The organism is Cyclobacterium xiamenense (assembly GCF_900109255.1).
Lineage (GTDB): Bacteria > Bacteroidota > Bacteroidia > Cytophagales > Cyclobacteriaceae > Cyclobacterium > Cyclobacterium xiamenense.
This window is the reverse complement of the sequence record NZ_FNZH01000003.1, coordinates 456767-471675: the sequence shown is the minus strand read 5'-3', so window position 1 is coordinate 471675 and position 14909 is coordinate 456767. Positions and strand designations below refer to the sequence as shown.

13 protein-coding genes are annotated in these 14909 nt (G+C 49.0%); 7 read left to right on the top strand and 6 right to left on the bottom strand.

All coding sequences use genetic code 11. The features are described from left to right. Window position 1: 1 nt before the first annotated feature. The 5 genes from BMW71_RS11595 to BMW71_RS11575 all read right to left on the bottom strand — a co-directional run bounded on the left by BMW71_RS11595 (window position 2) and on the right by BMW71_RS11575 (window position 6079). The gene (locus BMW71_RS11595; RefSeq protein ID WP_092173881.1) at window positions 2–718 is read right to left on the bottom strand and encodes an ABC transporter ATP-binding protein; all 717 of its coding nucleotides are present in this window, start codon (window positions 716–718) and stop codon (window positions 2–4) included. 83 nt (window positions 719–801) lie between these two features. Then, the gene (locus BMW71_RS11590; protein WP_092173879.1) at window positions 802–3585 is read right to left on the bottom strand and encodes a tetratricopeptide repeat protein; all 2784 of its coding nucleotides are present in this window, start codon (window positions 3583–3585) and stop codon (window positions 802–804) included. Then, window positions 3585–3872 (bottom strand): Asp-tRNA(Asn)/Glu-tRNA(Gln) amidotransferase subunit GatC, encoded by a 288-nt coding sequence (gene gatC / locus BMW71_RS11585; protein ID WP_092173876.1) that lies wholly within the window; start codon window positions 3870–3872, stop codon window positions 3585–3587. The genes BMW71_RS11590 and gatC overlap by 1 nt, the downstream gene beginning before the upstream one ends. Next, complete coding sequence (locus BMW71_RS11580) at window positions 3869–4627, bottom strand: lysophospholipid acyltransferase family protein (RefSeq protein ID WP_092173873.1); 759 nt, start codon at window positions 4625–4627, stop codon at window positions 3869–3871. The genes gatC and BMW71_RS11580 overlap by 4 nt, the downstream gene beginning before the upstream one ends. Window positions 4628–4711: 84 nt before the next feature. Then, entirely contained in the window at window positions 4712–6079 is a 1368-nt protein-coding gene (locus BMW71_RS11575; protein WP_092173870.1) for an NfeD family protein, read from the bottom strand. 147 nt (window positions 6080–6226) lie between these two features. Here BMW71_RS11575 and BMW71_RS11570 point away from each other — a divergent pair, with 147 nt between their 5' ends. The 4 genes from BMW71_RS11570 (at window position 6227) to rpmF (ending at window position 9460) form a co-directional block, all read left to right on the top strand. Continuing rightward, window positions 6227–7429: a LysM peptidoglycan-binding domain-containing protein gene (locus tag BMW71_RS11570; protein ID WP_092173868.1), complete on the top strand. Its 1203-nt coding sequence runs from the start codon at window positions 6227–6229 to the stop codon at window positions 7427–7429. A gap of 181 nt (window positions 7430–7610) precedes the next feature. Then, complete coding sequence (gene pdxA, locus BMW71_RS11560; protein WP_092173862.1) at window positions 7611–8633, top strand: 4-hydroxythreonine-4-phosphate dehydrogenase PdxA; 1023 nt, start codon at window positions 7611–7613, stop codon at window positions 8631–8633. A gap of 66 nt (window positions 8634–8699) precedes the next feature. Next, window positions 8700–9251 carry a YceD family protein gene (locus tag BMW71_RS11555; RefSeq protein ID WP_092173860.1) on the top strand — a complete coding sequence of 184 codons (552 nt, stop codon included), beginning with the start codon at window positions 8700–8702 and terminating at the stop codon, window positions 9249–9251. 17 nt (window positions 9252–9268) lie between these two features. Next, window positions 9269–9460 (top strand): 50S ribosomal protein L32, encoded by a 192-nt coding sequence (gene rpmF / locus BMW71_RS11550; RefSeq protein WP_092173857.1) that lies wholly within the window; start codon window positions 9269–9271, stop codon window positions 9458–9460. A gap of 80 nt (window positions 9461–9540) precedes the next feature. Here the strand turns inward: rpmF and BMW71_RS11545 are convergent, their stop codons facing one another. Then, window positions 9541–11106: a hypothetical protein gene (locus tag BMW71_RS11545; protein WP_177179623.1), complete on the bottom strand. Its 1566-nt coding sequence runs from the start codon at window positions 11104–11106 to the stop codon at window positions 9541–9543. A 141-nt stretch (window positions 11107–11247) separates the two neighbouring features. Here BMW71_RS11545 and BMW71_RS11540 point away from each other — a divergent pair, with 141 nt between their 5' ends. From BMW71_RS11540 to BMW71_RS11530, 3 genes are all read left to right on the top strand, one after another. Continuing rightward, on the top strand, window positions 11248–12420 hold the full coding sequence (locus tag BMW71_RS11540) for a 2-isopropylmalate synthase (protein ID WP_092173854.1): 1173 nt from the start codon (window positions 11248–11250) through the stop codon (window positions 12418–12420). A 157-nt stretch (window positions 12421–12577) separates the two neighbouring features. Beyond that, a complete protein-coding gene (locus BMW71_RS11535) occupies window positions 12578–13852 on the top strand; it encodes an amidohydrolase/deacetylase family metallohydrolase (RefSeq protein WP_092173852.1) in 1275 nt (424 codons plus the stop codon). 16 nt (window positions 13853–13868) lie between these two features. Next, a complete protein-coding gene (locus tag BMW71_RS11530; protein WP_092173849.1) occupies window positions 13869–14906 on the top strand; it encodes a metallophosphoesterase in 1038 nt (345 codons plus the stop codon). Window positions 14907–14909: the final 3 nt, after the last annotated feature.

The window sequence follows — 14909 nt, the reverse complement described above, 5'->3', positions numbered from 1 at the left end:
ATTAAACTGCTGACTTGTCGACGACGGTGGGATTGGGATTGACTTCGTCTGATTCCACCAAGCCATCTCGCAACCGGATTACCCGATGCGAATAATGCGCAATGTCGTCTTCGTGGGTGACCATGATGATGGTATTCCCTTTCTGGTGCAATTCATGAAAAAGATCCATGATATCGTAGGAGGTTTTGGAATCCAGGTTTCCTGTGGGCTCATCGGCCAAAATAATACTCGGATTGTTGACCAATGCCCGGGCAATGGCTACCCGCTGCCGCTGCCCACCGGAAAGTTCGTTGGGTTTGTGATGGATGCGATCGTCCAGACCTACACTCTTTAACGCCAGAAATGCTTTTTCATCCCGGTCCTTTTTATTAAAACCAGCATAAATCAAGGGCAATGCTACGTTATCCAGGCAAGTTGCACGGGGCAACAGGTTAAAGGTCTGGAAAACAAACCCGATTTCTTTGTTTCGAATTTCTGCCAGCTCGTTTTCACTCATGTCACTTACATCTTTTCCATTCAAAACGTATTGCCCGAAAGTAGGCGTGTCCAGGCACCCAATGATGTTCATCAACGTGGATTTCCCGGATCCGGAAGGCCCCATAAACGCTACGTACTCTCCCCTGTTCACTTCAATGCTTACCGACTTTAATGCATGCACTTCCTCAGCACCCATTCGGTAAACTTTTTGCAATTCCTTGGTTCTAATGATTTCTGGCATACTGCACAATGAATTATAAAACGTGAAGATAGGGGATTATGGATAAAAATAGGAATTCCGTTGGTTAAATTATATTAATGGAACTAAAGGTGTTCCAACTGCAACCTGGTGAGTTCTTCCTGTCCTATCCAGCCTGCCATGATGGCAAGGTTGCTACTGGCATATTGATCCAATCCAATAATTCTACAGTATCGTACCAATTCAATCCAAAGCATGGGGTCTTTGTTAAATTGACTGGCTTCCTGAAGGTGCCGGTACCGATCCTCCTCGTCCGTCAGGCTATCCAGACCAGCTAAGACCAGCGGAGTGAGGTAGGCATTTGCCGAGGACACAGCCTGCCATTGCTGATTTTCCGGTTGGGAATCACCCAGGATGCTTTTTACATAATCCGCTAAAAATGATTTCTCTTCCTCCGAAAGGAATTTGGATTCACCGGCAACGGCAAGCAATGCCGCTCGATCCAACTCGTTCAACCAGTGTCCTTTCCTAAGCAAAATTTCTCGCGCCAAATACTGCCTAAATACTTCATTTTCTAGCTTTTCCATCGCTGGCATCAATTCAGCACCCAACATTTTCGGTAATTCAGCCCGAAGCTGGAAAAACGTGACTGTCTCGTTCGGTAACAGCTTTCCTTCCGAATCAAACGCCATCCATTCGGGAAAAGCCAGCTGCTGGGTACCGGCAATAAATCTTGCTTCCTCTTCCATGCCCCCAAAATACAGGAAAGGCAGGTGTGCCGACGTAAACTGGGCATAGCCTTTAAGCGCCGCCTGCTTCCATTCAATGGCCGCTTTTTCAAAATCGCCCTCTCTGGAAAGCACCCATCCGGCAAATGCATGGTAATATCCGGCATTTCCGGAAAACCGGAAGGCCATACCGTTCAACCGCTTCACTAATTCGTTTATCGCTCCTGCCCGAAACTCCAGAAGCAGGCGGGACTCCCGAATGCTTTCTTCTTCTGAAAGGGTTAAGGACTCGCCTTCCTGCAGACCTTCGATGCGATCCCGGATTTCCTCTTCCGAACCGGCCACAATGCCCGCTGTCAACTGATTGCGCAACAAGGCGCGGTTGACCAGATTTCCTGCCTGTGTAAGCGTATCCAGGGAAACCCTTTCCAGAGCTGGGATTCCTCTCATGTTGAACGAAGCTAGTAGATTGATTTGTTGCTTTAGGGAATACGTATAAAAGTCGTCAATCCCGTCGAGTTGATTCTCCTTGATTTCCAGGGCCAAGAGATTGAGCGCTTGGACGGCTCCCCCTCCTTCCATCGCTCTTAGCACGGCCAATGCATCCTGGGGCCGGTTTATCCGATGGTAAATAAGGGCCAGGTTTGTTGACAGGTAGGGATTTCCCGGGTACCGGCGCAGGCCTTGCTCCAGGTAAAAAATGGCATCGTTGGTACGCTCACGCTTTTCCAGAAGCTGGCCGAGCAACACGATATCCACCACCCTGGGGTTTTCGTCAAAGCTCCGTACCATCGTATTCAACGCCAAGGTGGGTTGGTTTTGCTCCAGGTACAGGTGAGCAGCTGCCAGGAGGGCTTTGTCGTTTCTTCGGTACCGCTCAAAAGCATTCTCGTACAAGGCAGTGGCCTCCACCGGACGCTTGCTAGCGTAGTAATAGTCCGCCGACAGTTGGGTTGATGCCGTGCTAAACTGCACGGCTATGATCCCATCGGCATATACCAGGAATATCAACAAACTCATTGCCCCACCCAGACGAAGGTGAAAAAAAGGGAAAAACGGCGGCTTATACACGATTTTGTCGATCTCCTTTCCGCTGTTGATAATCCCGGAAAAGTTTACCCATACATAGAGAAAAAACAAAAGCCCAAACCCCAGTTGACTGTAAACGAAGAGGTGATTCAAGAAATCGATCATCGGGGTGTTTGCGGTAGCCATTCCCTTGAAAAGTACCAATAGGCAGATCAAAAAACCGATTAGGTAATACAGCTTACCCACCCAGGGCGGACCGAAAAGCTGCGGACTGTTTCGAATTTTATGCAAGACGACGGGGTAGCCCACAGCGCCGACCACAAGCAACACGAGTTGGAAGGGTGGCAGTGCCCAGTCGTTTAGACTACCGGTCAGGTCCAGTAGCATCAGCCCCATCAGTAGCAGGTATAGGCTGGAGATAACCCCAAAATGCCAGGCAATTTTGATCCCAACACCGGTATTCAAACGGGCCAGAAACAGGTAGACACCAGTAAGAAAGACATTGCCCGTATACACCAAAAATCCGCCAGCGATAACCAGTGCCATCAGGGTGCCGTTTTCTGAAAACAGCAACGTAGGGTTGGGAACGGCAGAAAAATAAATCAATACCCCCAGGCAGATTGCCCCCAGTCCGACGGTAACAATGGCCCGCCTCCCGGCAGCCATTGATTCACCGAAAAAATGGATCAGGGCTGCAGGCAACAGCAAGAAAAGCAGGACCAGAATTAATCCCCACTTACTCCCCACACTACCGATATTGAGTCCATTTACGCCACTGACCGTCAGCAATAGAATCAGCAATCCGGCGCCTACCAAAAACGTGTTTCGCTTCAGAAAAGTAAGCAACCAAACACCTACCAGGAGAAGCACCCAGAAAAGTAATCCCAACAGCTGCGTGGCAACGGGAAAAGACAGCGGAGCTTCCGAAACATATTGCTCTAGTAAAAGCAGGTTCTGTGTGGTGAGATACAGGTAATCCACTCCAGAAAAAAACTGATCCAGCGGCACCACGATGCGCTCAAAGCCCGTGCGTATTGCAAGCGGAAGTGAACTGAGTTCTGCAAAATACAGCACCAAAATCCCCAAACCTGCCCCGAAAAGGATAAAAAAAACAGGATATTGAATGACTTTTACCCAGGCATCCCTATGCATTATTCCATTACCTTCGGAACACGAAAATAATCAGAGTCGCGTTGCGGTGCATTTTTAAGGCCCTTTTCGTGGTCCAAATGCTCCCCAACTTTGTCTTCACGCATGACATTCACTTCCGAAGACATGGTAATCAGCGGCTCTACCTCTGAGGTATCCAGTTCGTTCAGCTTTTCTACCCAATCCAGAATCTGCGTCATATCCCGGGTCATTTTTTTCGCGCCACGCTCGTCAAACTCCAACCGGGCAAGGTGTGCGATTTTCTTCAAAGAATTAATATCTATCTTCATGTACGATGAATTTTATTAGTTACGGGAGCGTTGTCTTTCCACAATTGCTCCTGGATGATGTGGTAGCATTTTTCCTTCAAAACGGACACATCCTTTGCCCCCAAACCTTCCACCGATAGGGGAGGATGGACGACTACTTTCACCGGCTTGTAGCGCAGCAAAAACCGGCCATCATCCGGCAAAATTAAGTGATTGTAGGATAAAGTGATAGGAATAATCGGAATTTGTTTATCCAACGCCACTTTAAACGCCCCATCCTTAAATCGGGACATGGCCGGAGGGCGCTCACTGGATATGCCCCCCTCAGGAAAAAAAACCACGCTACTCCCCTGCTCCAGTGCTTCTTTTGCTTTTTGAACGGAAACCCCGCGACTCTTTAGGCTGTTTCTATCTACGGCAATGTGCAGGTGTTTAAACATGTATCCGAAAAGTGGTACCCGTGCCAGGGAACTCTTGCCAATAAAGACCAGGTCAAAGGGAATAAGACCCAACACCGGAATATCCAGGTAGGAGAAGTGGTTCGCCACGATCACATAGGGTGCATTCCCTTTGAAATGGTGTAGATTCTCCATGCGTACCTTGAAGAATAGCATCCCAAAAAACACCTTGGACCAGATTCGGTTCATCCTCCTTCCGCGGGACTTTTCTCCGGAAACCTCAATGGTGTAGGCGAAGATCGGCAGCAAGGCCAGAAAGGTGAGAATAAACACGAGCGACCCGTAGAGGGAATACAGCCTTTGGACTATTTTCTTCATTCGAAAGCGTTCTTTGGGTCCCGAAAATAAACAAAATTCAGGACCCAGACCCGATTCGGCCGGATTATCCTCCAGACTGCCGCGTTAAGCTTGGACTTTTTTTACCCGGATGGAGGTACCTTCGGTGCTGATTACCTGGATTTTTTCTCCCTTGTCAATAAACTCCCCACGGGAATAGGCATCGTACATCTCATCGTCTATGAGTACCTTACCACTAGGCATCAAGCGGGTATGCGAAATACCTTGTTTTCCAAGCAGGTCGTTACTATAAAACGAAGAGGTGTACCCGTCTGATTTTTGCTGGGTACTCGCCAGGGAAATCTTACTGAAACTTTCCCATTGATTGACCTTCGGCGTTAGGGTGAAAATCAACACGGTAGCAACAATTGCCGCCAAAATCACCGTCAAGAGTGCTGTAAACAGCTTCCCGGAACTAACGAAGGTAAAATCAAACTGGTCATTGGGAAGCATGCCCATGGTGAGACCCGCCAGAATACAGACAATCCCCAGAATGCCAAACACCCCGAAGCCGGGAATGACGAATATTTCCACGGCCAATAAAATAATACCTAGAATAAAAATGACCACTTCCAGATTGCTGGCCAGCCCGGTCAGGTAATAAGGAATGAAATAAAGCACCACCGCAATGGCACTGGCGGCCAGTGGAAAGCCGATACCCGGAGTCTGAATTTCAAAATAAATCCCCGCAAAAATAACCAAAATCAAAAAGCCACTCACTGCCGGATTCAGGAAAAAGGCAATGATGTCTTCGGCTACCGAGGGTGCATACCGATAGATTTCGTAATTTTCCAGTCCATTTCGTTCTATAATCTCTTCGATTGAAGCCACTTCCGCTTCACAAAAACCATTGGCGATGGCCTCGGATACGGAGAACGTGACCACCTCCCCTGCCTCCGATATCCCCTCCACCTCCAGGTCTTCGTCCACCATTGCTTCTGCAATCTGCGGATCCCTGCCCCGAGCCTCCGCGGTACTACGCATCATCGACCGCATGTACGACTGGTATTTGTCCGGGGCTGCCTCGCCCCCACCTCCCATGACCACGGTGGCCGCACCAATGCTACCCCCTCTGGCCATGTAGATGCTATCGCAGGCGATGGAAATCAACGCACCTGCCGAAGCGGCATCCTTGTCGATAAACGAGTGAATCGGCACCTTGGACTCCAAAAACAGCGTACGGATGTCGTCTGCATCGGTAACTGCGCCACCGTAGGTATCCATGTGTACAATGATCATCGCAGCATTTTTCTCAGCTGCTTCTTCAAGCGCTAGCCGTACCTTTCGGTTCATCCGGGGATCGATATCGCTTTTCATGTCAAAAACATATACGGTCTTGACCGAATCGGCTGTTACCTCGGTTTGCCCCCAGGCCGGTAGCAGGGACACGAAAAATGCGCTTGCGAAAAACAATAAACTAACTGCGAATTTCATTTATTACCAGATTTAATAACTCCCGTTGAATATACCAATAAAAACCGTCATTGTTCCCATTGAACGAAAATGGTGTTGCAATTGATAAAATAAATATCAAATTTGCATGAACATTGGTAATTTCTTATCAGAAAACTGTTTTTAAACATGAAGTGCTGGATTTTGATTTTGGGGATAATCGGTATTGCAATCCCCGGCAAGGGAAGCGAACTGACAGCGATTGATTCGGTGGGTATCGAGCGAGTTGGAGATAAATCCTACATCATCCACGAGGTCGATCCCCAGGAGACCCTATTTGGAATTTCCCGACGCTACGGCACACCCGTGGGGGAAATCGTCCAAAGCAACGACAATCTGAAATCCGGCTTAAAAATTGGACAACGCATCCGAATACCGTTTGTGGAAAAGGAAGCCATCCCGGAAGGAGCCAAAGTTCACCAGGTACTCCCCGGAGAAACGCTTTTTTCCATTGCCAAAACCTACCAGGCAACCGTCAATGAACTTATGGAATGGAACAACCTCCGGGGCACCGATATAAGTGTGGGGCAGTCGCTGCTTATCAAAGGCCTGGAAAAGAAAGAAGCACCGGTCGCCGAAGAAAAAATTGAGGAAACGGTAGAACTGGCGGATCAAACCGTGGCTGTTACCAACGAACAGGTAACGCCAGCTGCCGAAACCTCCGACAAAAACGTAAAAAAGAAAACCGAGAGGGAGGTCAAAGAACCGAATCGTTCGAAGCTACCCGAGGCAGCTAGCCCCGAGAGCAAACCTACTGTATCCAGTACTGGCAACTGGATTTCGCACGAGGTAGTACAGGGAGAAACGCTCTTCGCTATTGCGAGAAAATACGATGCGAAGGTGGAAGACCTGATTCAGTGGAACGGCCTCTCTTCCAATAACCTACGAATCGGCCAAACCCTGAAAGTGGGCCGGGAAACCAATGCCCAAATCCCGGTCACTCAACTTCCCGGGCCTTCCGAACCGACTGCCGAAGCTGCTCCAAGCAGCACCCGGTCCCCTTCGCAGCCTGCACCCGCACAACGGGGAACCAGCTCCTCTTCCAGCATCGACACCTCCACTGCCTTTAAAAACATTTCGGAAAACGGGCAGGCAGAAGTGATTGCTGGTACCGGCAACCACAAGAAATACCTGGTACTCCACCGCAGCGCTCCCGTAGGGACAATCATGCGCATCCGCAACGAAGAAAATGACGTTACGGTATTTGCGCGAGTGGTAGGGGTGCTTCCAGATACGGGCGATAACAACAAACTCTTGATCAAGGTGTCCAAAGCAGCTTTCGATCAACTAAAAGCAGTCAATCCCCGGTTTCGGGTAGCCATCTCCTATTGATGGATTTTGGAAAAACAACGGCTTTTTGGCCTTTTTTCCGGGAGATACCACGCCAGGTGCTAGTTTTTCCTGCTGAACCTCGACAAATACCTCCCCTGGATTTCTGAAATGCACTGGTTCCGGATAAATGGTTAACTTGCGGGAATGGATTGAATAGGTATACACACAGGTTTGAAACACGATGAACGTAAGAAAAAATAAACCCGTTATAGGCATAAGCATTGGCGACATCAATGGGATCGGAGCTGAGGTAACCATGAAGGCGCTGCAGGATAGCCGCCTGCAAAAGATGATCACCCCGGTTATTTACGGTCATGGAAAAGCGATTACCTACTACCGGAAAATACTGGAAATGAACGACTTCAACTTCATGCAGGTGAGAAGTATTGAAGAAATTCACCACAAAAAAACCAACGTGATCAACGTGGTGCAGGAATCGCCCGAGGTAAGTCCCGGTATAGAAACGCGGGAGGCGGGAAGAATGGCCCTGGCCGCCCTGGATCAGGCGATCGTGGACCTAAAAGCGGGTCACCTGGATGCATTGGTCACCGCTCCTTTAAACAAAAACAATATCAACAGCGAGGAAACGCCGTTTATTGGACACACGGAATACCTCACAGAGGCCTTTGAAATCGGAAAAAGCCTGATGTTTATGGTTTCGGAAGACATGCGTATCGGCCTTGTAACGGGACACCTTCCCCTGAGAGAAGTGGTTCATTCAATCAATTCGGACACGATCAAGGAAAAGTTAAAAATCATGCTCAAATCCCTGAAACAGGATTTTGGGATTGCAAAACCGAAAATAGCGGTATTAGGCGTCAACCCACATGCAGGCGAGGACGGGCTTTTGGGTTCCGAGGAGCAAGAAATCATCGAACCAGTGGTCAAGGAGTTTAAGGACAAAGGCAACCTGGTTTTTGGCCCCTATCCTGCAGATGGCTTTTTTGGCATGATGCACCAGAAGAAGTTTGATGGCGTGCTGGCCATGTACCACGATCAGGGTTTGGTGCCCTTCAAAACCGTATCGTTTGAATCGGGCGTCAACTTCACCGCAGGGCTGCCAATCATCCGAACCAGTCCGGACCACGGTACCGCTTACAACATCGCTGGAAAAAATTGTGCCGAAGCGGGTTCCATGCGGGCTGCCATCTACCTGGCCCACGACATCATTAAACGTAAACATGACTGGGCATCAGAGAATTAAAATAATTAGCCTCTACACTTTAGAAAACAAAAATTATTCCTTAAATTTGCGGTCTTAATTCGGAAAATGAAATTCATAAGGAACTTCGATATTGACATCATCCGACTGAAAGAGGGGGAGCATTTATTCCACTTCGAAATAGGTGAGGAATTCTTGGCTCACTTTGAAGTGATCAAAGAGGTGGTCCATAAAGCTGCCATTCGGGTGGATGTAAAACTAGATAAACGTATCAATCTGATCGAAGCCGATTTTGACGTACAGGGTACGGTAGGGCTGACCTGCGACAGGAGTCTGGAAAAATTTAACCAGCCACTTGCGGTCCAACAAAAAATTCTGTACAAATACGGAGAGGAAGAAAAGGAAATCAATGAGGAAGTTTTTTTGATTACCAAAGATACTCCGGCCATAAATGTGGCACAGTTGATTTACGAGTTTATCCTTTTAGCCATTCCGGCCAAAAAAATCCATCCGGAGCACCGCATCGATGGAGACGAGGAGGAAGAAGAGGACGGCTGGATTGTATACGAAGCAGGCGAAGAAAGAAACGAAGACGACACCAGTAATGCCGAACAGAATCCGTTCTGGGAAGCATTGAAAAATTTAAAAAATAACGAATAATCTAAAATCACATAGATATGGCACATCCTAAAAGGAAAATTTCCAAAACCAGAAGAGACAAGCGACGAACGCATTATAAATTAAACGCGCCCGGTCTGGCTCAGTGTCCTACCACCGGCGAATTTCACTTGCCTCACCGTGCCTTTTGGCTCGATGGCAAACTGTACTACAAAGGTCAGGTCATCATCGAGAAGGAAGTCGTCGCCTAATTACCGGATACGTTCCTTTTTTAAGACTGCCCGGGAAATTAACTTTCCGGGCAGTTTTTTTTATCGTTCCTCACAGTCTCCTATTTTTCTTTTTCCAGCAAGGACTTTTCCAAAAACTTTTGCCGGATGATCTGCTGTACGGGTCGGTTTTCGATTTTGCTCTCCAGCCAGGAAATGATATCCAGGTATAAAAAGGCCCGTTTTTCGTACGGATGATGCTCGTATACAATTAGTTTCTCCCGGAGTTCAATAAACGCCGCTTTCAGTTCGTGGTCGTATATCCGGCTTAGGTTTCGGACAAAGCGGACCATTTCTTTTTGTACCTGATGCAAATCATCCATTTTGATCAAAAACCGGTACACGTTCCGAATCTGCCCATCCAATTTTTCGTCCTTGCCGGCCTCGTAGCTGGCTATCAACTTTAGGATGTGCGCAAAGCATTGCAAATCCTCCCTCAGGCCATCCTGATTGTTTTGGATCACCTGGTCCAGGTAGTAAATCGTCTTTTCATTATCCCCGTGCCCAAAATACAAACAGGCTACTTTGTAATGCAAGACCATGAGGTGGTGCACATCCAACTTACTTCGAATGGGCTTCATGTCCTTCAGCAAGGCCGGTACCACCTGTTCTACCCCTCGGGTAAATTCCCCCTTCAAAAAATGAATGTTCACCAAATTAGAATACAGGTATAAAAAGGCCAGGATTCGGCTATTGTCATCCATCACAAATGCACTGCTCTCAAGGCTTGCCTGAAACTCCTCCAAAACCTGGGAAAACCGATCGTAATACCCCAGGTAAAAAAGGGTGTCCAGCAAGTAGTGGTAGGCTTTCAGGTAATTTCCACTTGCCACGTTGATCATGTGTGGGGAGGCATGAAAGAGGTCTACCCAATGCTGTGCCGCGCGGTAGCATAGCGGAAAGTCCTGGATAATGTGAAAATACCATACCTGTGCCTGATACAGGTACATTTTCTCGTAGAAGCCCAGTGCCGCCAAGTCGAAAGCCGGCATGTTTTGTTTGTAAAACCGTTCCAGCATCAGCTGCCCTTCCCGATCCTTAATGTACCCGGTCTTGAGGTAGATCCCGTACAATTGGAGCGAAAGGCTGGAAAAGCGGTTTTTCAGATCCACGTTTTCCGAGAGGGCAGCAGACTCCCGACTGAGTACCTCTGCGCGGTTTCGTATACTGCGGGTGATGTGCTGGGATTCGATCACTTTTTCCATTTCCACCACCCGAAGCATCACCGTGTCCAGCCCATATTCCCTGGCCATTTGCTTCGCTTTGTCCAACAATTTAAGGCTTTGCATGTACAACCCCTTGTTAAATAAGATACGCCCAAAATCAATCTGTTCGTTGAGTTGCAACTCGATGTTCCGGTCGGCATACAACAAGCGCAGCGAGGTAAGCAATTGCTTGTACAGGTGCGCCTTCATGTTGGGCAACTGCTTTTTTGTAACCGGCACCTTTTCGAGCAACTGCCGTTCGTCGTAGGTCTCCATTTTTTCCATGGCTTCAAAAAGTTGCAAAAATTTAGCTCCCTGATTGGAGGAAAGGCGCCTGGCAAAAAGTGTGAAATTTCGCTTTTCAGAAGGTGCAAGGCTGGCAATCAGGTCAAATAAAGAATCTTTTCTAAAATTGGATATCATGCATTTTTTAGTATAACAACCTGTTTATTAATATTTTAAACTCATTTATTGTCATTCAGGTATCGGACATATAAAGTTAATTGAATTTATCGACCGATGCGAAGGTTTTACATTAGTTTTTTCTAAAAAAAACCAACCACTATGGATGAGAATCACGTAATGATCTTTGACACCACGCTCAGGGACGGGGAGCAAGTTCCTGGGTGCAAATTGAATACGCCGCAGAAGATCGAAATAGCCCGACACCTGGAAGCCTTGGGTGTGGATGTGATCGAAGCGGGATTTCCCATCTCCAGTCCCGGAGATTTCAAGTCCGTTGTAGAAATTTCAAAACACGTTACCGAGCCCATCGTCTGCGGACTTTCCCGCGGCGTAAAAAAAGATATCGAGACTGCTGCGGAGGCCTTAAAGTATGCCCGAAGACCCCGCATCCATACCGGGATCGGCACCTCCGATTCGCACATCAAATACAAATTCAAAAGTAACCGGGAGCGCATCCTGGAATGGGCCGCCGAAGCGGTAGCCCATGCCAAAAAATTTGTGGAGGACGTGGAATTTTACGCCGAAGATGCTGGCCGTACCGACAACGAATACCTGGCGCGGGTGTGCGAAGCGGCAATAAAATCCGGCGCTACGGTGCTGAACATTCCCGATACCACCGGATACTGCCTGCCGGATGAATACGGCGCGAAGATAAAATACCTTGTGGACAACGTCAGGGGCATCGAAAACGTGGTAATCTCCGCTCACTGCCATAACGACCTGGGACTGGCCACGGCCAATTCCATCGCAGCCGTGATGAACGGGGCCAGGCAAATCGAATGTACCATCAATGGCATTGGCGAGCGGGCCGGCAATACCGCGCTTGAAGAAGTCGTCATGATCATGAAGCAACACCCCCAATTGAATGTACACAACCGCATCAATGCCAAGCTTCTAAACCCCATTAGCCGGCTGGTTGCAGAACGCATGGGCATGCTGGTACAGCCCAACAAAGCCATTGTGGGTACCAACGCCTTTGCACATTCATCGGGAATCCATCAGGATGGCGTGATCAAAAACCGGGAAACGTACGAAATAATCGACCCCATCGAGGTCGGTGTGGACGAATCCATGATTGTCCTGACCGCTCGGTCGGGTAGAGCGGCGCTTGCTTACCGTGCCCACAAAATCGGCTATCAGCTTACCAAACTGGACCTCGATAAGGTGTATAAGGTGTTTCTGGATCATGCCGACCTGAAAAAGGAAATCCTGGACGAAGACATCCATTACATTATCGGCGAAGCTGGCATACAACAAAAACAGGAAGTATAGAGAAAGGGGCGAGACGGCCCCTTTTTTTATTCCTGGATGGCTACCGGACCCGGACCATGCACAAAGGTGGCTAGCGACCGGGTCAAGCAAAAAAAAACGGTTGCGTCCGAAGCGGTAAACCCGTAAATTACCCAATCAATAATAACTCCACTCCCCCATGAAAACCTGGCTTGAAAAAATAAGCTCCTGGCTGAAGCATGTAGGCACCTTATTCCTTTTGCTCGCTGGCCTCCACACTGCTACCGCCCAACAATACGACCTGTTATTAAAAAACGGGCACGTCATTGATCCAAAAAATGGGATCGATGCGGTCATGGACGTTGCCATCAAGGGCGATGAGATCGCCCTGGTTCAGAAGAACATCGCGTCCGACCTGGCGGGGCAAGTCATCGATGCCAGTGGGCTGTATGTGTGTCCCGGTCTGGTGGATATTCATACACATAATTTTTACGGACTGGATCCCTACGGCCAATACAGCAATGGCTATAGCTCCATTCATCCGGATGGCTTCACCTTTCCATATGGCGTGACTACAGTCGTGGATACGGGCGGAGCCGGCTGGCGAAATTTCGTACAGTTCAAGGAACAAGTGATCGATCGGGTTCAAACCCGGGTACTGGCCATGCTAAATATTGTAGGCCATGGCATGAAGGGCTCCCCCTACGAACAAAACCTAAACGACATGGACCCCAAAATGACCGCTTTGGTCGCCCGGCAATTTCCCGAACACATCGTGGGCGTCAAGGTCGCGCATTATTCCGGGCACCAATGGGAGCAAATAGACCGCCTGGTGGAAGCAGGAGAACGGGCCAATATTCCTGTAATGGTGGATTTTGGCGGTGCCAACCCTCCCCTGTCTCTGGAGACGCTGTTTATGGAAAAGCTTCGACCCGGTGATATCTACACCCATATCTTTGGAGGAGGAGGCTTTGGAAGAGAGGCCATCATCGACATGGGCGGCAACCTGCGCCCCTTCGTAAAAGCTGCTCAGGAGCGGGGAATTGTCTTCGATGTGGGGCATGGAGGCTCTAGCTTTGCTTTTAAACATGCCATTCCTGCCATGGAGCAAGGCATTCAACCGGACGTGATCAGTACCGACAGCCACATGAGCAGCATCATGAGCGGCATGAAAAACATGAACAACGTCATGTCGAAGTTCTTAAACATGGGCATGAGCCTGAACGACGTGATTGCGGCGTCTACCTGGATTCCAGCCCAGGTGATCAAACGGCCCGAGTTCGGACACCTGACGCCAGGGGCAGGAGCCGACATCGCTGTCCTCAACATTCTTGAGGGGAATTTCGGATTTACGGAACGGACCGGAATGGGGAAAATGATGGGTAAACAAAAATTTGAGACCGAACTTACCATTCGTTCTGGAAAAGTGGTTTGGGACCTAAACGGCCTGACCGCTCCAATGTGGGACGAGTAGGCAAAACAACCTGTCCATGAAAAGACGACATTTCTTTCAAAAAGCCGGGGCCCTTTCCGCAGGAATTGCACTGGGCCTGAGGCAAAACAGCCAGGCGTCCGAGTATGCTGCCAATTTCAACGAGCAGCCCTTTACGGTTGGGATAAATGATTACAAAGTCGACTACTACGTGCCCGGTCTTGATCAGTCGTTGTCCATCCTGCACGTAACGGACACCCATCTTTGGCGCGACGACGAGCGAGGACAGCCCTACCGCCAATTCAGCAAACGAATGGCCGCCGCGTACAACGAAACCAGGCATTTCTTAACCGGGAAACCCACCAACCCGGAGGAAGCCTTTGAAGCCACGCTACTCGCGGCCAAAGAAGCCCAGGTGGATGCAATCACCCTGACAGGGGATCTGTTTAGCTTTCCCTCCGAAGCAGCCATTGAATGGGCGTTGGAAAGGCTTGAGGCAGTAGGCATTCCGTACTTTTATTCCAGTGGAAATCACGATTGGCATTACGAAGGCATGGAAGGGAGCTTGCACGACCTGCGCGAGACCTGGATACAAAAACGGCTGTTACCCCTCTACCAAGGGAGAAATCCACTGATGTATGCGGTGGAGGTAAAGGGCGTCAACCTGGTCAACATCGATAACAGTTACTACGAAATTCTTCCCGAGCAACTCGCTTTTTTTCAGGAGCAGGTGCGCAAAGGGCTGCCCATGGCCTTGATGATGCACATTCCCCTGTATGCACCCGGCCGAACGCTAGGTTATGGATGCGGGCATCCGCAGTTTAACGCGGCCAATGACCGAAACTACGAGTTGGAGCGGCGCCAACGCTGGCCCGAAGCCGGGCACAGCGAGACCACCATGGCATTTCACCAGGCTGTTTTTGAAGCGCCCAACCTACTTGGCGTATTTGCCGGGCACATCCACCGGCAAACGGTGGATTGGGTAAACGGCGTTCCGCAGTTTCTGACACAGCCCAATGCAGCCGGGGGATACCTGGAAGTAAACATCCTACCCATGGATCCTGCGGATCAGACGAAATTTGCCCGGACCGTTTAAGCC